The sequence below is a fragment of the Nocardia sp. NPDC005366 genome (genome assembly GCF_040606855.1).
Classification (GTDB): Bacteria; Actinomycetota; Actinomycetes; order Mycobacteriales; family Mycobacteriaceae; genus Nocardia.
On sequence record NZ_JBEXFQ010000030.1, the window covers coordinates 44,524 to 62,202 of the forward strand.

Consider the following 17,679-nt stretch of genomic DNA (forward strand, 5'->3'; position numbering starts at 1 on the left):
GACGCAGGTATATACCGCGGTGCGCAACGGCGTCACGGCATACCTCATTTCAACAGATAATTCTACTACTTACACGATGTGCTCGACCTGCGGGATGGAACAGCGTTCCCTAGGCGGCGGGATACCCGCCGTCCTAGCGTGTGGTCCAGATCTCAAGTGTTGTGCGTCACCGATGGAGGAAATCGCGACGTGGAAGCGACCCAGGCCAAAACCGATCGGAGCGGGGATGACCCGAACCGAAAGTTCTTCCAACCCGACATCGAAACGATGCCGCGCGAGCGGTTGCGTGAGTTGCAGGAGGAGCGTGTGCTGGCGCTCGTTCCTGTCGCTTTCGAGAAATCGCCGTTCTATCGAGAATTGTGGACCGCGGCCGGCGTGAATCCGAGCCAGGTGCGCTCGCTCGACGATTTCATCGAGAAGATTCCGACCTTCACCAAGGACGACCTGCGCGCCTACCGGGACCGGACCGGCGATCCGTTCGCCGGATTGTTGCAGGTACCCGTGGAAAATCTGACATCGATCATGTCGACCTCGGGAACCACCGGCACGCCGGAACTGCTTCCGGAGATCTGGGACGTCGCGCCACCGCTACCGGCGTGTTCGGCCCGTGACCTGTGGGAACTGGGACTGCGCCCCGGCGACCGTGTCATCGTTCCCGCCGGCACATTCCGGGGATTCTACGACACGTTCTACCAGGAGATGGGACTGATTCCGGTCTATGTCGACAGCTGGATCGGTCATGGAGCCGAAGTGCTGGAGGCGATAAAACGCTATCGGCCGGCCTATATGCAGTTGATGATGCCGACGGTGCTGGAGTTGGAACGCTTCGAAAATACCTATGACCTGCGCGACGTGTTCTCTTCGCTCAAGGGCGCGGCGTTCGCCGGGCAGCCGCTCGGCGCCGCGCTGGCCGAAAAGGTTCGTCAGGACTGGGGTCTCGAGCTGTTCATCTACGCCAGTGCGGGGGATACCGGAACCGCGTGGGAATGCCGGCAGCACGACGGATACCACCTCTGGGAAGACCTCGTGTTGGCGGAATTCTTGTATCCCGACGCTGTCCGCGCGGTTGCCGACGGAGAAGTCGGGGAGCTTGTGGCCACCGACCTCGACAATCAGGCAGCACCGCTGATCAGGTATCGAAGTGGCGATCTCGTCCGGTTCGATCGCGATCTGTGCGGATGCGGTCGCAGCCACGTGCGGCAGTGGGTGATCGGACGATTGGGCGACGAGACAGTGGTGCGGGGCGTGCAGGTTGTCCTCGGCGAGGTGTGGCAGGCCATCGAATCCCAGGAGGAAACCCACGACGGCATGTTCCAGATCATCCGGGAATCGAGAGCTACCGATCGCCTACGACTGCGAGTCGGCTACGTCGGCGAACCGGATCTGGATGATCTGCGTGACCGACTGCGGGGCGCTGTCGGCTCACGGGTCGGAGTGGAGCCGGAGATCGAATTGGTGCCGGTCGATGACTTGCTCGAGCGCAGCTCGAGCGTTGCGAAGTTTCCGAGGGTGGTAAAGCAATGAGTCGAGAATCGATGGCGGTCGCGATGGCGGGACGCCATCCTTCCCTGGCTGGAATCGGACAGTTCACCCGTGAAGGCGGAAAGGTCGGCTTCGAGATCGGGTGGGCCGAGGTAGAGCGGGACACCGCGTGGATACACCGGCTCTTCGAACTCTGGGAAATAGGCAAGGGGGACAACGTCCTGCTGACCGCCCGCAATTCGGAGGGGCCGTGGTTCGGTCCGGTGGTGCGGGCGCTCCGAGCGATCGGGGCGGTGTACAGCAATGCGGAGCCGTATGTCTGGGACGCCAAACGCAGTAGGGCTCTACTGGGGTTTCTACCGACACAGGCGATGATCGGCGTCGAGGGGGAACAGGTCGAAGGGCTACTCGGCGACGAGCACGGCACCGAATTGTTGCGCGGCGTACCGGCGATCTGGGCGCGCATCGACGCGGTCGCACCCCTGCGCGCCGCCGGACTGAATCCGGCGCGGATGGCGATGCTCGGACCCGCTCTCGCTGTCGAATGCCCGCAGCGGGCGGGTTTGCATCTCGATCCTGCCGAATGGAGTATCGCCTCGGGCCCTTCGGGGTTGCGCTTGTCGGTGGTGGGCGAACGAGAGTATCGAGGACAAGATCTGGCGGTAGGTTTCATCGGCTCGGTCGATGAAACGCCCTGTGCCTGTGGACTGCCCGGCCCTCGCATCAATATCGATCGATGACTCCCGGCGGGCGAGTTCAACTTTCGCCCGCCTCGGCACCCCCATCTATGGCGATCGCCGAGCTCGGTGAATTGCTCTCTGTCAACGGTTTTCGTTCCGGATCAGCCGCTGTTACCGCGCCCACTCTCATCGAAATCGACTAACTATTCGCGTCATCCGACGTCACCGCCTGGTCGACCCCGTCGTGGCGATCGAGGATCGCAGTGGAACGGAACCTCGCGCGACTCGACCGGGACCCGAACGCTGCGCGAGGTCCATCCGCGGGTGGTGAATGCCGATCCGGAGGAGAGGGCTTCCCTGTCGGAGGGTGCACGACTTGATCAGGGCCGTTCCGCGGTCCATGTCATCACAAGGAGAAATATGAAGTTCGGACTTCACCACACTCGGCGCGCCGTCGTCGGTGTCGCCGTAGCTGTCCTGGCGGCCACGAGTGCCGCATGCGGATCCGGCGACGAGACGTCGTCGGGTGTGAGCGCTGCCGACCCCGCGGTGCTCGGACCGCGGAATCCCGCCACCGGGCCTGCCGTGACCATCGGGTTCATCAGCGAAGGCAAAGGCGCCGCCGGGGATACCAGTGCCGAGTTCGTCGGCGCTCAGGTCGCGGTGGACTACATCAACGAGCATCTCGGTGGCGTTCGCGGTCACCGACTGGAACTGAAAACGTGTGAATCCAAGATCAATCCAGCCATCGCGACGGACTGCGCCAACCAAATGGTCGGCGCGGGCGTGGTCGCCGTCGCCGAGGGCGCGCTCGGCACGGTCGATCAGACCATCGACGTGCTCTCACCCGCCGGAATCCCGCTCATCCTGAGCTACTCGACCTCGCAGAAGTCGCTGACCTCCGCGAATGTCTTCAGTCTGATGAACGGCATCTCCGCGATCTTCGGTACGCCGGCAGCGCTGGCGAAAGAAGGCGGGATCGACAAGGCCGCGATGGTGACGGTGGACATACCCGGTCTGACCGCAGTCGCCAACCAGTTGGGCAAGTTACCCTTCGCCAACGTCGGCGCCCAGCTCGAGATCGTCCCGATCCCGCCCGGTACTCCGGATGTGACCTCGCAGATCTCGGCAGCCAACCGCAACGACCCCGGCCTGTGGACGGTGTTGGGCAACACCAACTTCTGCGGCGGAGTGCTCCGGGCCATCAAGACGATCGACCGCGCTTCGAAGGTCGTGGTGAACGACCGCTGCGTCGACCCGACCATCAGTTCGTCCATTCCCGGGGGATTCGAGGGAGTGCAAGTGGGCACTACGGTAAACCTGGACCCTGCCACCGAGGACGTGAAGCTGTTCCAGGCGGCAATCGACAAGTACAAGCCCGGCCTGCGAATCGAGGCGAATTCGGCGGGTGGCTGGCAGCCGGTTCTCGGACTGGCACGTGCTCTGAACGCGGGACAGGGTGAGGTGACCAGACAGTCGGTGGCAGAAGGGCTGCGCTCGGCGCCGCCGCTGCCGGCCCCGCTGACCGACGGTATCCAGTTCCAGTGCAACGGCCGCGCTTTCCCGCTTTCGCCGAATGTGTGTGCCTCCGACATCGTCGTGGCCACGGCCGACAAGGGTGGAACGCTCGGCGGATATCGGATCCTGCACCCCGACACCGCGCTGTTCACCCCGCCGTCGCGCTGACGGCGCCCGGGTATCGAACATGGTTATGGCCGGCGACGGTCTCGCCTCACCGGCCGTGAAATTCGGGTTTGCGGTGTTCGAGAAAAGCGGCCATAGCCTCACGTGAATCCGTGGTGTTGACCGCGAGAATCTGACTGCGATTCTCGCGGTCGACCGCCTCGCGGAACCCGTCGGATTGATTCGCCCAAAAGACCTCCTTGGTCGTGGTCAGTCCGAACGGCGAGAACTCGGCGATTCCGGCCGCCAGTTCGACTGACCGGGCGAGTAGTTCATCATCTGGATAGATCGCTGATACCAAGCCCCGGCGTTCCGCTTCCGCAGCGGATACCAGCCGATTGGTGAGCATCAGTTCGAGTGCGTTGGATGTTCCGATCAACCTGGGCAGATGCCAGCTGATTCCACTCTCGCAGGCGCTGAGCCCCATGCGGATCGCGCCGTCCCGGAAGGATGCCGACGTTCCGGCGACGCGAATATCCGCGGCCAGCGCAAGGCCCAGGCCGGCCCCGACGGCGGGGCCGTTGATCGCGGCGATCACCGGATGCCGGAGTTCGCGAATTGCGATTGCCAGTCCGCTGGTGCGTTGTTGGGCCTCATATCGGGTGGGAATATCGACCGCGCTGCGCTCACGGGCGCCAGCCACATCCGAACCTGCGCAGAAGGCGCGGCCCGCGCCGGTAATGATGACCGTCCGCAGATCGCGCCGTTCGTGCAGTGCGGCCAGCACGCGGAGGAGTTCGTCGATCAGCGGCCAGGTGAGTGCGTTGAGCTGGACCGGACGATTCAACGTGACCAGGGCTACCCGTGGGGTGGGTATCGAGACCAGGAGCAAAGACTCGTCGACATCCATCACGGAACCTTCCTGTAGGTCCGTGCCGCGCACGGACAGATCGTTGCGTTTTGTGAGGTCATCCTATTACAGTAACGGTCGTGACCGAAATTAGTGGCTGGTCGGGTTCGGCGGCGGCAAACGCCGTCGGACACCGCGACATCTTCGATATGGCCGGGCGGGTCGCGCTGGTGACCGGTTCGACACGGGGAATGGGTCTGGCCGCTGCGGAAGAACTCGCCCGGCACGGCGCCGATGTCGTGATTGTCGGGCGCGATGCCGAGGAGGCTCGTGTAGCCGCCGCCGCGGTCGACACCGCCGTCGGTGCCCGGCGTGCGCATCCCATCGCGGCCAATATCGGACATCGGGACGCGGTGGCCGAGCTTGTGGAACGAACGCAGCGTGATCTGGGCGGGATCGACGTGCTGATGCTGCACGCCGGGATGAACATCTGGATCGGTGAGACAACCGCGCTCGAGGACCGCACACTCGCGAAGTTCTTCGAGAGCAGCATCATGTCGGCACACTGGATATGCCGTGATGTTCTGCCCGGAATGGTCGAACGCCAGTGGGGTCGAATCATTTTCACCTCGTCGGTGATCGGATCGACGTTCGGCAGTGCCGACAACGGGCCGTACGGCATCACCAAGGCCGCGCTGATCCAGATGGCACGGAACCTGGCTTGCGAGTACGGGCAGCACGGTATTCGCGCCAATGCCATCGCGCCGGCGCTGTTCGACACCCGTCAAGCCGAGTCCGTGATGTCCGACAGTGATCGACTGGGACGGTACCTCGACCGCTGTCCGGCGGGGCGGGTCGGGGATGTCCGCGAATTCGCCGGTCTGGCACTGCTTCTCGCCTCGGACGCCGGTGGCTACATCAACGGCCAGACCATCAATGTCGACGGCGGGTACTCCGTGCTGTGGGATGCGTACCGATGAGCGATCTGTCGATCACAGCCGGTCCCGACGGTGTCGAGATCTGGACCCTGAACCGTCCGAATGCCCGCAATGCGCTGACCGCCGACATGGCCCGGCAGATCTGTGCCGAGTGCGCACGTGCCGACCGTTCGGACGAGATCAAGGCCGTTGTGCTCACCGGTGCCGGCCCCGGCTTCTGCGCCGGCCTCGACCTCGCCGAGTTCAGTAGGCCGGACGCTCCGCGTGGTGTGGTGGGCGAGGCGATCAGGCAGCTGTCGCAGTTCGGCAAACCGGTTGTCGGTGCTGTCAACGGTGCCGCGGTCACAGGCGGCTTGGAACTCGCCTTGGCCTGCGACATATTGATCGCCGCTCCGGAGGCGATCTTCCGTGACACCCACCTGAAGATCGGTGCGATGAGCGGCAGCGGGATGACGGTTCACCTGCCACGCGCGGTCGGACGTGGTTGGGCACGGCGGATGATTCTCGCCGGTGACCCGATGTCCGCGGAGACGGCTTTGCGCCTCGGGTTCGTCACCGAGATCGTCTCGGCGGCGGAACTTCTCGACAGTGCCGTGGCCCTCGCGGGCCGGATCGCGGCGATGGACCCCGAGCTCGCCTCGGCGACGAAACAACTCTGCAATGCGATAGAGCGCACCACCACGGAAGAAGGGCTCGACCTGGAAGCCGCGGCACTTCGCAATCACAGGAAGAACGGGCGAGCATGGAATACACGAAAATGAACACTGTAGAAGACCCTGAAGCACCCACGGGAATCGATGATTTCAATCCGCTGTCCGCTGACGTCGCCGAAGACCCATTCGCGGCATTCGAACGCGCGCGGGAAGCGTGCCCGGTTCACCACACGAGCCGATTCTCACCGGACTTCTACAGCTTGACCCGGTTCGCCGACATCACCTCGGCGCTCAACGATGCCGAGGCCGAAATATGGTCGGCTCAGGCCGGTAGCAGTCCGCAGTTCAACCAGCCGATCGGTTTCAACGCGGACGGCTCCGAGAGCAAGGCGTTCCGCACGCTCTTCCGCAAGTGGCTCTCGCCCTCTGCGGGAGCGGTCAACGCCGAGTTGATCGACTCCATTGTCAACGAGTTGATCGACGATATGACAGCTGGAGGCCGGGTCCGTGGTGACTTCGCGACCGAGTTCGCCGTACTCCTGCCGATTCGCGTGATCGCGCATCTCATCGGAATACCGCCCCAGGACGCACCGGAGCTCAAGGAGATGACCGACGAATTCCTCGGCGCCTTCGATATCCCGGACCCACGCGGTGTCGGGCCCGCGGTCAGGAGGCTCAACGCCTATTTCGAGCCGCATCTCGAACATCGGCGAGCGTTGCTGCGCGAGGCGGGGATCACCGATCCCGACGAGTCCGATCTGGGAGACGTGCTGCCGGACGATCTTCTCAGCTACATGCTCGCCCTTCGGCACGGCGACCGGCGACTGACCCCTGCCGAGATCGGCTATGTGCTGGCGACCGCGCTCACCGGCGGCAACGACACCACCACGTCGATGCTCACGAACGTGGTCCAGCGGCTTCTCGAGAAGCCTGAACTGTGGCTGCGGGTGGTCGGCAACGGAAAACTCGTCCAGATCGCGATCGAGGAGAGCCTTCGGCTGGATCCGCCGGTGCTCGGCCTCTTCCGGACCACCACCGAGGACATCGCGGTGGGGGAGTGCCCCATTCCGGCGAACTCCAAAGTCATGTTGCTGTTCGGATCCGGCAATCGCGACCCGCGTCAATGGGACAACCCCGACGAGTTCTCCCTCGAACGGCCACAGAAGGATCTGCGTCGCCACCTCGCCTTCGGCTTGGGCGCACACTTCTGTCTCGGAGCGCAGCTGGCGCGGGCGGAGGGGAACCGGGCTCTGGAGTTCCTGCGGACGCGGTTGCCGCACCTCCGCCTGGATGGTCCGTCCGAGCGGGTGCCGCAGCACCATTTGTGGGGGCGCCGACATCTGCCGGTCCGATGGGACGATCCGCAGATCACAGAGAACGGACAGTGAGCCATGAGTGAGGAAACCGAACCGGAAATCCTGGTCGAGTCCCATGGGCCGGTGCGACTGGTTACTCTGAACCGGCCGGAGAGCCGCAATGCCACCAGCGTGACCATGCACCACGCTTTCCTGTCGCTGTGGCCGCAACTGGCTGCCGATCCCGACGCGCGCTGCGTCGTGGTGACAGGGGCGGGGAAGGCATTCAGCGCCGGGGGCGACTACGAAATGATGCGGCTGTCACTCGAGCCGGCGGGGCGCTGGCGCAATGTCGACGAAGCGCGTCGCCTGCTGGTCGAACTCGTCCATTTCCCGCTGCCGATCGTCGCGGCTGTCAACGGTCCGGCGGTCGGCTTGGGTGCCAGCTTCCTGGCTTTCAGCGACTTCGTGGTGATGGCGGACTCGGCATTCATCGCTGATCCGCACATCTCCGTCGGACTCGTGTGCGGTGACGGCGGTGTGGCGTGGCCGCTGCACGTCGGCCTTCTCCGTGCAAAGGAGATGCTGCTGCTGGGTGGACGGATCGGCGCGGACGAAGCCAAGGCGATGGGTCTGGTCAACCGGGTTGTGCCGCGCACCGACGTCGTCGACGAAGCTATGGCCATCGCTCAGCGACTCGCCGCCCAGCCCGCAGGCGCGCTGCAGGACACCAAACGCGCGCTCAACATGTATCTGGAGTCGAGTCTCGCTGGACCGGTCGGGCATTCGCTGATGACCGAGCGCTACAGCATGGCCTCCCGCGAGCACCACGAATTCGTGCAGCAGCAGGTCGGCCGATGACTACGAACCGCTCGATTCGGCGCGGAACGGATGGACGATGATCACCACCAGGCTCACCGACTTGTTCGGCATCCGGCACCCGATCGTCCAGGGCGGCATGCAGTGGGTCGCGACAGCGCCGCTCGTCGCGGCGGTCGCCAACGCTGGCGCACTCGGCTTCTTGTCGGCGCTCACCCAACCCGACCCGAGGGCGCTCCGAGAGGAAATCGAACGATGCCAGGCCCTGACCTCCGAGCCTTTCGGAGTGAATCTGACCATCCTGCCGTCGATTTCGCCGCCGCCGTACGCGGAATACCGGCAGGCGATCATCGACTCCGGGGTCACTGTCGTCGAGACCGCGGGTTCGAATCCGGGCGAGCACGTGGCGGCGTTCAAAGCGGCCGGCATCAAGGTCGTGCACAAATGCACGAGCGTTCGCCACGCGCTGTCGGCTCAGCGCCTCGGTGTCGACGCGGTCAGTATCGACGGTTTCGAATGCGCGGGTCACGCTGGTGAGGACGACACTCCGGGGTTGGTGCTGATCCCGGCCGCGGTGGATCGCCTGGAGATCCCGGTCGTCGCCTCGGGAGGTTTCGCCGACGGCCGTGGCCTTGTCGCCGCGCTGGCACTGGGGGCCGAGGGCATCAATATGGGCACCAGGTTCATGTGCACCGTCGAGGCCCAGATCCATGACAACGTCAAACATGCCATCCGCGATGCCGATATCCGGGACACCGATCTGATCTTCCGAGAGCTCCACAATACCTCCCGTGTGGCCGGCAACGCGATCAGCAAGCAGGTCGTCGGTTTGCTCCGCGCCGGTGCGGCATTCGAGGACGTGCGCGACCTGGTCGCCGGTGCCCGGGGCAGGAAGGTCTACGAGACCGGTGACCTGGACTACGGAATCTGGACAGTCGGTATGGCGCAAGGCCTGATCCACGACATCTCGACCGTGGAGGACGTCGTCTCCGAAATCGTCCGGGAGGCGGAGACATTGATCAATTCTCGACTTGTCACGGCGACGTCCAGCATGTCACCGGCTGCCTCATGATCGTGCCAGGGCGCAGATCCGGAACACCCGACCACTACGTCGATCAGGAGAAATGATGGAACAGTCCGGAGCCGTACTCGTCACGGGCGCAACCGGGGCTCAGGGCGGTGCCGTTATCGATGCTCTGCTCGAGGCAGGCCGACCGGTGCACGCGCTTGTCCGTGACCCCGAATCCGAGTCCGCGCTCGGGCTTGCCGAGCGCGGTGTTCGACTGCACCGGGGGGATTTCGACGACAAGGACGCGCTGCGCGCGGCGGTGTCATGCGCCGAAGCAGTGTTCTCCATGCAGATGCCGCCGCACCCGAAAGATCCTGACCGGGAGCGGCGTGCCGCAGACCATCTGATCACCGCCGCCGTCGACGCCGGTGTACGCACTGTCGTGCACACCTCCGTTGCGCGGGCCGACGAACACGAACAGTTCGCCGGATGGAACGAGAACCGATGGTGGCCGCTGTACTGGACCAGCAAAGCCGCGGCCAACGATCTCGTTCGCTCGAGTTCGCTTCCGCACCGGATCATCCTCAAACCCGCGTTCATGATGGACAACTTCATGCCACCGAAGGTCGCCATGATGTTTGCCACGCTCGCGAACGGGGAGATCACCACGGCGATGGATCCGGAAACGCGGCTGGATCTGATCGCGGCCGCCGATATCGGCAAGGTCGCCGCTGAGGTGTTCGCTGACCCCGTACGCTTCGATGGGCGCGAGATACCGCTGGCCGGTGAATCACTGACCATGACCGAAGTCGCCGCGGTGCTGTCCGACATCACGGGATCGGCAGTGAAAGCGAGGCATCTGAGTGCCGCGGACGCGGTGGCGGCCGGTTCGCCCGCCGGAGTCGTCCAGAACCAGCAGTGGCTGAATGTCGAAGGCTATCGGGTCGATCGCTCGATCGCCGCGCAGTGGGGGTTCGGGCTCCAGACGTTCACCGGATGGGCGGCTGAGCACCGGTCGCGACTCGTGATCGGCAATCACTGACACCGATCCTGCCGCGACACCAGAACAGTCGGTTTACTCCCGCAAGGCCGCGATATGGCGTCTTGGGGGAGGAAACCGCCGTCTCACTCTGTTGCCCTGCTGGCGGCACGAACAGTGCGGTGTCCGGATGCAGGATCCGGTATCCGCCGAGCGTTCCGCTCTTGGCCGCGGTGGCCACGATGATGTCGGAGGCGCACACGGCGACAGCGGGAACGCCTTTCCGTCGCACTGGAATCGGATGCCGTCGGTCAACGGGTACGGCAGCGGTGGCGCCGACCGCAGGCCTTCGGCGACCGCATCGCGCGCGGTCCACCAGCACACTGTCGACCCGACCGATACCCCAGCGCTCGAGCAGCCAGATCGCACAGGCGGTGTCGCGCTCGACATCTTCCCACCCGAATTCGAACCCGAATGTCTCACCTGCACAGTCGAATTGGCCGATACCGCCGAGGATGGATGGCGTCCTGCCATCGCGACCGTCATCGACGAACGGCTCATTGCTTCACCACCCTCGGAGATTTCGCGATGCTCGAGCTCCGGGCGAGCAGGCTGTCCACGGTGACCAGTTCGCTCTCCGGCTCCACGCCGACCCGGGTGCCGACCGCGACGCGCAACCGGTCACGAAGTTCGTCCAGATCCGAGGCACGACATAGCCGATCCGCAACCGCAGACGATCGGCGAGCCTCGATTGCCGGATGATCTGGAACAGTCCGTCGTGGGTTCCTCCTGGGACTCGACGGCGACGCACAACCCGTGAGATCTGTGACACGACGCTAGGCCGGTGGGTTCGGTGTGACCTGGAGAACACTGTTCTAGCGAAAATTCTTGAGCCCCGTGTGTACGGAGGAGCACAATCCGAACAACACGACGGTCACCGGACCGCAATCGGGGGAACGTGATTCCGCGCCATCGCTGTGTACCGCGCGGGGATGTTCGACCAATCTGTGTGGCCGAACACCACGAGACCGATGGGGATGCGAAGGTGACAAAGCTTCCTCGTATCGAGAGGAATTCACCAGTGGAACTTCTGCAGGGCAAGGTCGCTCTCATCACCGGCAGCGCGCAGGGCCTCGGTGCGGGCTGTGCAACCGCATTCATTCGCCAGGGCGCCCGCGTCGCTTGTATCGACGTGAATACCGAAGGAGTCGAGAAGGTGGCTGCGGCTCTTGTGGCCGAGGGCGGGGAGGCTATCGCTCTTCCATGTGATGTCGCGGAACGCCGACAGGTGGACGCGGCGGTCGCTGCCACGATCGAACAGTTCGGAAGGCTCGACATCCTGGTCAACGCGGCCATGACGCAGCGGCTCGTGCCGTTCGACCTCTCTACGGAGGAGGATTTGGACGACGCCTACCGCTCGAGCGTGCTCGGCACCTACAACTTCATGATGGCGAGCTTTCCTCATCTGAAGGAGACTGCCGGAAAGGTCGTCAACTTCGGTTCTGCCGCGGGTACCGGTGGAGAGGCGCGGATGGCGACATATGCCGCCTCGAAAGAAGCTGTGCGTGGTTTGTCGAAAGCGGTTGCCGCCGAGTGGGGTGTCCACAACATCAACGTGAATGTCGTCTGTCCCACGGGAATTACTCCCGCTTACGAGGAATGGGCGGTGTCCGTCGGTCCCAAGGGCGTCACGGCGGCGCTGAAACCTTCCTTCATCAAGCGCATGGGAGATCCGATCCACGATATCGGTGGGGTCGTCGTTTTTCTCGCCAGCAGCCTGTCCGATTACATGACAGGACGTACTTTGTTCGCCGACGGAGGTCGTGGGCACTTCCGGTGATGCGTCGATGCGCCACGGGCGCGAGTAAAGACCGACGGATCGCCATTCACTGCACATTTTCACCGAAGTTCACCGAGGAGCCTCGTGAGTCATCTGTATGAGATCGATGTCCGGATTCCGGTCCGCGACGGGGCGCTGCTGGCAGCCAATGTGTGGCGGCCGGCCGAGGGGACAGCGCCCACGCTGCTGCTCCGCATTCCTTATGGCAAGGATATGGAGTCCCCGCTGGGTGACACGATCCCCAATCTCACGACCGTCCTCGAGGCGGGATACGCGGTCGTGATCCAGGAATGCCGGGGCACCTTTCGCTCGGAAGGGGAATTCCGTCCCCACGCGGCCGATAGAACCGATGGTGAGGACACCATCGCTTGGATCGCCGAGCAGCCATGGTCCGACGGCGCAGTCGGCATGACCGGGACGTCCTACATGGGCATGGCCCAGTGGGAAGCGGCTGTGGGGGCACCGGCGGCCCTCAAGGCGATCGCACCGTGCTTCGCCTCCCTCGACAAGTACCGGACGCCATGGTATTCGACCGGTGGTGCCCTCTCGCTGAGTGCGGTGACCTGGTGGAACGCCATGATGGATGCCGCCGACGCGAAGCGGGCCCTCGAGCGGGGAATCGGCACGGTCGATCAGCTACTCGAACTGGGCAGGGCGGTGCTGTATCCCGAGCCTCTCTACGACGTGCTGCCGACCGCGGAGGTGCCGATCCTCGCGAACTACGGCACATGGTGGAACGATCTCATGGCGCACCCGGCTCATGATGAATTCTGGAACGCCATCGACCTTCGCCCCGAGCTCTCGAAAGTGGGGGTACCTGCGTTGCATATCGGCGGCTGGTACGACCTTTTTCTAGGAGCGACCGTCCGAGGCTTCGTCGCCGCGCGCAAAGAGGTGGGTAAGGAGCAGGCGCGCGCCGAGCAGCGTCTCATCATCGGTCCGTGGGATCACCTGTCCACCGGCGGTGTGTATCCGGACCGGTCGTTCGGTCCGCTGGCCACCGCCAGAGCGCTGCGGCTGACCAATCTGCAGATCAGATTCTACGACCGCTGGGTCCGCGGTGACACCACCGCTCTCGACGGCGTCGCGCCGGTGAAGATCTTCGTCATGGGCATCGACCAGTGGCGCGACGAACAGGACTGGCCGCTGCCGGACACCCGGTGGACCGACTACCAGCTGACCAGCGGTGGCCGCGCCAACACGTCGACAGGCGACGGTGTGCTCACCATCGAGCCGACGACGAAGGCGGAGCGCGATGTCTATCTCTACGATCCGCGCCGGCCGGTGCCCACGACAGGCGGGGCGTCCCTGCCGACGACCCCCGGATTCTGCGGCCCGGTCGACCAGCGAGAGGTGGCTGGCCGGAACGATGTCCTGTGCTACGCCACTCCCGTTCTCGATGAAGCTGTCGAGGTCACCGGCCCGATCAGGGTGACGTTGTTCGTCTCGTCGTCGGCGGCCGACACCGACTTCACCGCCAAGCTCGTCGACGTCTTTCCCGATGGCACGGCGCTCAATCTGTGCGATGGGATCCTGCGGGCACGGTACCGCGGGGGGCTCGATCGGGAGGAGTTCATGGAGCCGGGGACGATCTACGAGGTCACCATCGATATGGCCGCGACAGCCAATGTGTTCCTGCCGGGGCATCGCATCCGGCTGGACGTGTCGAGCAGTAACTTCCCGCGATACGACCGAAATACCAACACCGGCGGTGTGATCGCTCGCGAGTCCGAGGAACAGATGATCCCCGCTGTCAATCGCGTTCATCACGGCCCCGAGCACCCGAGTCGTCTCGTCCTGCCGATCATCAGTCGCGGCGATTCGCGATAGACCCGACTCGCAGCGGCGCGGAGCCGCCACCGTACCGGTAGCGGCTCCGCCTGTGTGCGCCCGCACCGCACGCCTCTCGCGGCGGCACGATCACGCGGCCGGACCTGCTCAGGAAAGCAGGTCGACCATCGAGGCCTCGGTGTTGTCGACCATGAACTTGGATACGCCTTCGAGGTGGCGCCGCCAATAAGTCTGCGCGGCAGCGATATCACCGTCGCGGAGCATCTTCGTTAGCTTCGCCCAGGAGCGCTGTGCGGCTCTTGCCGCTGCCGCTTCCTGCCCAGCGCTGTGCGTGGCCATAAAGGCGAGGTTGTGGCTGGCGATGATTTCGAACAGTATCTCGGACAGGGTGCCCAGGGTGACATTGCCGGTCAGCTCGATCAACGTCTGGTGCGCTCGTACATCGTGCTGGGAGTAGCGCTGCGGATCATCGATGACCTCGGCGCCTTCGGCGATGATCTGGTCGATACGATCGGCGGTGGCCGCGAGCGCCTTCCCCTTCTGGTTTCCGATCATGCCGAGCGCGGCGACTTCCAATTCCGTTCGCGCTCGGTAGACATCCGCTAGTGGGGTGCCGTTGTACTGCAGGAGGAGCCCGGTGTATCGCGCGGCGACGGTGGGATCCAGTGCGAGCACTCTGGCTCCGCCGTGGGCCCCCCGTAGCACCGTGATGATCGATTCCGATTCGAGGATGCGGAACGCTTCGCGCAGCGTCGGCCGGGAGACACCGTAGGTCTCCATCAGGGAGGCTTCGTTGGGCAGGGGATCGCCCACGGCGAGTGCCCCGGTGATGATGCGACGGCGCAGGTCGGCCGCAACCAGCTCGCCGGCCTTGGGAACCTTGACCGCACTCGGTTTCGCCAATTTGGTCACGGGGCCTCGCTCGTCTCGGATGGTGCATCCGGACACGGGCGGCCCGGATACTGCTGTGCAGGTGTGGACTAATCAGGTGTACTAGTGAACTTATTGTACCCATGATCCCGATGTGTGAATGCAAGGCCGCCTGGGCGGGCGTCCCGTGCCATGGCCGTCCGGCCTCGGAAACGTAACCGTGCTCAGCCCACGCTATGAGCTAAATGAGTTCAATAAATACACCATTTGTATGGTAGACTCCGGGGTCGGGCACCCTCAACGGCGAGTGTGCCCCCGGTTCAACTTCGAACCACCCGGTGTGCTCGACGGTGCGGACATCGGGAGAATGTCGCCCCGGACGGCGCGGTGTGGCCGCCCGCGCTCCGAGGACTCGCTCCATGCCTGAAATGAACTGATGATGAAGTGGTCGGAACCTGACATCGCCGTCGTCACCGCTGTTCTGCCGTCCCCGCTCGAGTTGTTGCGAGCCGCGCGTGGTCATTCCATCGATACTCGAGGCGGTACCGTCGCTACAGGTGTCGCGCGGTGCGCCCTCGAGTTGGCCGATCTGGAAGCGGCTGAGCCGACGGAGTGTACGGCCTCAACGCGCGCGGCCCTGCTCGGACATATCGAGGCGTCCCTTGTTGATCATCTGCCTCACATCTCCGCACCTGATCGGCGCGAGATACGGCTGACTATTCTGGCTGTCGTTCGAGCCTCGGTCGAGCTGCACCGTAAGCTGCGCAGTGATGGGGCCGCCGGGGAAGATGTGCGGTCGTTGTGTCGGCGGACGGCGATTCTCGCCGAGGCCTATACGTCGCTGATCACGTCCGCTGCGCGCCGTTTGCCATGGATACCGCCCTGCGGCGATTGTGAGCTGTAGCGGTCGATCGGTCACTCCCGCCTGGCTCGATCGCGCAGGATGAAGTCCAGGGCCTCGGCGCGCGAGGTGGCGTCGGACTGCAGCGAACCGCGTACCGCCGAGGTGGTGATGTGCGCGCCCGGTTTGCGGATACCGCGTATCGCCATTCACAGATGCTCGGCCTCAATGACCACGATCGCTCCGCGCGGGTCGAGCTTGCGCATGACGGCATCGGCCGTGTGGCTGGTCAGCCGTTCCTGTACCTGCGGGTGCTTGGCGTACAAGTCGACCACGCGGGCGAGCTTGGACAGACCGGTGACCGGTCCGGGTTCTTGCCGACGACGAGCAGAATTCCCGGACCGCGGCCTCGGCACGACTGGTCGAGATTCACGGCGGTCGCACGGCGCTCCTGTAGGTCGAGAACTCAGCGCAACAGGGGCGCGAGGCGGGTGGTGACCACTCTGATGTGCTCGGCGACCATGGCCTCCGGCATGCCGCCCACCGAGGCCCACAAATAGACAGTGGTCACGGGGGCCCCTTCGGTGAGCCCACGAATGCGCTCGGCGATGTCCTCGGGGGTGCCGAACCAGAAGTAGGACAGCGGGCCGCGCGGCTCGCGGGTCACCAGTCGTGCGGGATCGACCGGAGCGGGCAGCGGCTGGTCGGTGCCGTGCACCATGTGTCGGCGGTAGGAGTCGACCTGGTACGCGATGTACGGTGCCACGAGTGGCCAATCCCGTTCGGGATCCTCGGTCACCCAGGCCTGTATACCGCCGCCCATGCGGCCGGTGGTGGGATCGTGGCCGGCCTCTATCAGTCCTGCCCGGTAGTCGGGCCAGCTCTCGTGATTCGGAGTCAGCAGCGGTGCGCCGAGCAATCCTGCGCGCCGGGCGCCCTGCGCGCCGTGATAGCCCAACCACACGGGAATCGGGTCCTGTACGGGCAGCGGGGTCACCCCGTCGGCGGACCATAGTTGCCGTAGCTGCCGGACCATGTCGTCGGTCCGGCTGTAGCGTGCCCGGTCGGTGACGTTGTACAGCTCGAATTCGGCTGTGCGGTATCCGGTTCCGATGCCGAGGTCGAGCCGTCCGCCGGAGATCAGATCCACCAGGGCCGCCTGCTCGGCGACGTCCACGGGGGAGTGCAAGGGCGCGATCAAGATCGCGGTGCCGAGCCTGGCGTTTCTGGTCCGGGCGGCCGCCGCGGCGGCAAAAGTCAGTGGCTGAGTCAGGTAGCCATCGTCGAACAGGTGATGTTCGGAGAACCACAGAGAGGCGGCGCCGAGACGGTCGGCCTCCTCGCACATCTCCAGGGTGAATCCGTGCAACCGCGCGGCCGAACCTTCGCGGTGCGGGGGGTTGCGCAGATCGAAGTACAGGCCGACCTCGGTCATGGTGTCCTCCCGTGGACGGGATTCGATGTCGGGGCAGGACGATCTCCCGGCCAGAACGCGGCCCACGATTCGTCGCGTCCCGGAAGTGTGGGTGCGCTGCCGACGCGCCAGCTGTCGAAACCGACCGCTTGCGGGTGTTCGAGTAGATCTGCGGCGTACCAGTGGTGTTCGCGCCGCCGCTCGAAGTGCCACTCGTCGCCGACGCGGCGGTAGTCGTCGTCGTACCGGATGGTCATCACCACCCAGCGATCGTCTATCTCGTGCTCGGCCCGGCAATAGACCTGGCCGGTGGCCGTGTCGGGGCCGCTGTCGCCGACGTCAGGGCCGAGTTCGATCCGATGTCCGCACACCAAGTGGATCGACCGGTAGAACCAGCGGAGTCGGGTTTCGATGAACCCGCGCAGCGCCTCGCGTCCGCTGCCGTGGCTACCGAGTCGTACGTCGTCGACGAACAGCGATATCCACGCCTGGATATCACGCTGGTCGACCGCGAGCGCATAGCGAATCGGCAACTGCCCGATCGCGAAGCGTGCCTCCATGCGGGCCAGTCGGCGGGGCAAATCAGACATATGCA

At 64.6% G+C, this 17,679-nt stretch carries 16 protein-coding genes and 1 pseudogene; 12 read left to right on the plus strand and 5 right to left on the minus strand.

The annotated features are described in order from the left end of the window. The first annotated feature begins 189 nt into the window (after nt 1-189). The 3 genes from ABZS43_RS28135 to ABZS43_RS28145 all read left to right on the plus strand — a co-directional run bounded on the left by ABZS43_RS28135 (nt 190) and on the right by ABZS43_RS28145 (nt 3,848). Nucleotides 190-1,524: a phenylacetate--CoA ligase family protein gene (locus tag ABZS43_RS28135; protein ID WP_355038987.1), complete on the plus strand. Its 1,335-nt coding sequence runs from the start codon at nt 190-192 to the stop codon at nt 1,522-1,524. Then, on the plus strand, nt 1,521-2,222 hold the full coding sequence (locus ABZS43_RS28140; protein ID WP_355038988.1) for a hypothetical protein: 702 nt from the start codon (nt 1,521-1,523) through the stop codon (nt 2,220-2,222). The genes ABZS43_RS28135 and ABZS43_RS28140 overlap by 4 nt, the downstream gene beginning before the upstream one ends. 360 nt (nt 2,223-2,582) lie before the next feature. Then, the gene (locus ABZS43_RS28145) at nt 2,583-3,848 is read left to right on the plus strand and encodes an ABC transporter substrate-binding protein (RefSeq protein WP_355038989.1); all 1,266 of its coding nucleotides are present in this window, start codon (nt 2,583-2,585) and stop codon (nt 3,846-3,848) included. Nucleotides 3,849-3,894: 46 nt separating this feature from the next. On the opposite strand, the gene ABZS43_RS28150 is transcribed toward ABZS43_RS28145, so the two are convergent. Then, nucleotides 3,895-4,695, minus strand: a complete 801-nt coding sequence (locus ABZS43_RS28150; protein WP_355039040.1) for an enoyl-CoA hydratase-related protein — start codon at nt 4,693-4,695, stop codon at nt 3,895-3,897. Between the two features lie 80 nt (nt 4,696-4,775). Here ABZS43_RS28150 and ABZS43_RS28155 point away from each other — a divergent pair, with 80 nt between their 5' ends. The 8 genes from ABZS43_RS28155 to ABZS43_RS28190 all read left to right on the plus strand — a co-directional run bounded on the left by ABZS43_RS28155 (nt 4,776) and on the right by ABZS43_RS28190 (nt 13,998). Then, nucleotides 4,776-5,615: an SDR family oxidoreductase gene (locus ABZS43_RS28155; RefSeq protein ID WP_355038990.1), complete on the plus strand. Its 840-nt coding sequence runs from the start codon at nt 4,776-4,778 to the stop codon at nt 5,613-5,615. Continuing rightward, complete coding sequence (locus tag ABZS43_RS28160) at nt 5,612-6,334, plus strand: enoyl-CoA hydratase-related protein (protein WP_355038991.1); 723 nt, start codon at nt 5,612-5,614, stop codon at nt 6,332-6,334. Before ABZS43_RS28155 ends, ABZS43_RS28160 begins: the two co-directional genes overlap by 4 nt. Next, complete coding sequence (locus tag ABZS43_RS28165; RefSeq protein ID WP_355038992.1) at nt 6,331-7,614, plus strand: cytochrome P450; 1,284 nt, start codon at nt 6,331-6,333, stop codon at nt 7,612-7,614. The genes ABZS43_RS28160 and ABZS43_RS28165 overlap by 4 nt, the downstream gene beginning before the upstream one ends. 3 nt (nt 7,615-7,617) lie before the next feature. After that, nucleotides 7,618-8,382 (plus strand): enoyl-CoA hydratase/isomerase family protein, encoded by a 765-nt coding sequence (locus tag ABZS43_RS28170; protein ID WP_355038993.1) that lies wholly within the window; start codon nt 7,618-7,620, stop codon nt 8,380-8,382. A gap of 37 nt (nt 8,383-8,419) precedes the next feature. Beyond that, on the plus strand, nt 8,420-9,412 hold the full coding sequence (locus ABZS43_RS28175) for a nitronate monooxygenase (RefSeq protein ID WP_355038994.1): 993 nt from the start codon (nt 8,420-8,422) through the stop codon (nt 9,410-9,412). A gap of 55 nt (nt 9,413-9,467) precedes the next feature. After that, nucleotides 9,468-10,391: an NmrA family NAD(P)-binding protein gene (locus tag ABZS43_RS28180; protein ID WP_355038995.1), complete on the plus strand. Its 924-nt coding sequence runs from the start codon at nt 9,468-9,470 to the stop codon at nt 10,389-10,391. A gap of 1,018 nt (nt 10,392-11,409) precedes the next feature. Next, nucleotides 11,410-12,168 carry an SDR family oxidoreductase gene (locus ABZS43_RS28185; RefSeq protein WP_355038996.1) on the plus strand — a complete coding sequence of 253 codons (759 nt, stop codon included), beginning with the start codon at nt 11,410-11,412 and terminating at the stop codon, nt 12,166-12,168. Between the two features lie 84 nt (nt 12,169-12,252). Next, nucleotides 12,253-13,998, plus strand: coding sequence for a CocE/NonD family hydrolase (locus tag ABZS43_RS28190; protein WP_355038997.1), 1,746 nt, complete (start codon nt 12,253-12,255; stop codon nt 13,996-13,998). A gap of 108 nt (nt 13,999-14,106) precedes the next feature. Here the strand turns inward: ABZS43_RS28190 and ABZS43_RS28195 are convergent, their stop codons facing one another. Further along, nucleotides 14,107-14,871 (minus strand): GntR family transcriptional regulator, encoded by a 765-nt coding sequence (locus tag ABZS43_RS28195; protein ID WP_355038998.1) that lies wholly within the window; start codon nt 14,869-14,871, stop codon nt 14,107-14,109. A 397-nt stretch (nt 14,872-15,268) separates the two neighbouring features. Here ABZS43_RS28195 and ABZS43_RS28200 point away from each other — a divergent pair, with 397 nt between their 5' ends. Beyond that, entirely contained in the window at nt 15,269-15,733 is a 465-nt protein-coding gene (locus tag ABZS43_RS28200; RefSeq protein ID WP_355038999.1) for a hypothetical protein, read from the plus strand. 11 nt (nt 15,734-15,744) lie between these two features. Here ABZS43_RS28200 and ABZS43_RS28205 read toward each other — a convergent pair. The 3 genes and pseudogenes from ABZS43_RS28205 to ABZS43_RS28215 form a co-directional block, all read right to left on the minus strand. Next, nucleotides 15,745-16,032: pseudogene (locus tag ABZS43_RS28205) on the minus strand (GTP cyclohydrolase I); the annotation flags it as partial. Between the two features lie 104 nt (nt 16,033-16,136). Beyond that, nucleotides 16,137-17,105: an LLM class flavin-dependent oxidoreductase gene (locus ABZS43_RS28210; RefSeq protein WP_355039000.1), complete on the minus strand. Its 969-nt coding sequence runs from the start codon at nt 17,103-17,105 to the stop codon at nt 16,137-16,139. Next, the gene (locus ABZS43_RS28215) at nt 17,102-17,674 is read right to left on the minus strand and encodes a nuclear transport factor 2 family protein (RefSeq protein ID WP_355039001.1); all 573 of its coding nucleotides are present in this window, start codon (nt 17,672-17,674) and stop codon (nt 17,102-17,104) included. The genes ABZS43_RS28210 and ABZS43_RS28215 overlap by 4 nt, the downstream gene beginning before the upstream one ends. Between the last annotated feature and the right edge of the window lie 5 nt (nt 17,675-17,679).

Bases quoted from the DNA above. Each gene is read 5' to 3' on its own strand.
- ABZS43_RS28215 (WP_355039001.1), bottom strand. From the start codon at position 17,674: ATGTCTGATTTGCCCCGCCGACTGGCCCGCATGGAGGCACGCTTCGCG.
- ABZS43_RS28150 (WP_355039040.1), bottom strand. From the start codon at position 4,695: ATGGATGTCGACGAGTCTTTGCTCCTGGTCTCGATACCCACCCCACGG.
- ABZS43_RS28170 (WP_355038993.1), top strand. From the start codon at position 7,618: ATGAGTGAGGAAACCGAACCGGAAATCCTGGTCGAGTCCCATGGGCCG.
- ABZS43_RS28165 (WP_355038992.1), top strand. From the start codon at position 6,331: ATGAACACTGTAGAAGACCCTGAAGCACCCACGGGAATCGATGATTTC.
- ABZS43_RS28210 (WP_355039000.1), bottom strand. From the start codon at position 17,105: ATGACCGAGGTCGGCCTGTACTTCGATCTGCGCAACCCCCCGCACCGC.
- ABZS43_RS28200 (WP_355038999.1), top strand. From the start codon at position 15,269: ATGAAGTGGTCGGAACCTGACATCGCCGTCGTCACCGCTGTTCTGCCG.
- ABZS43_RS28145 (WP_355038989.1), top strand. From the start codon at position 2,583: ATGAAGTTCGGACTTCACCACACTCGGCGCGCCGTCGTCGGTGTCGCC.
- ABZS43_RS28160 (WP_355038991.1), top strand. From the start codon at position 5,612: ATGAGCGATCTGTCGATCACAGCCGGTCCCGACGGTGTCGAGATCTGG.
- ABZS43_RS28175 (WP_355038994.1), top strand. From the start codon at position 8,420: ATGATCACCACCAGGCTCACCGACTTGTTCGGCATCCGGCACCCGATC.
- ABZS43_RS28140 (WP_355038988.1), top strand. From the start codon at position 1,521: ATGAGTCGAGAATCGATGGCGGTCGCGATGGCGGGACGCCATCCTTCC.
- ABZS43_RS28180 (WP_355038995.1), top strand. From the start codon at position 9,468: ATGGAACAGTCCGGAGCCGTACTCGTCACGGGCGCAACCGGGGCTCAG.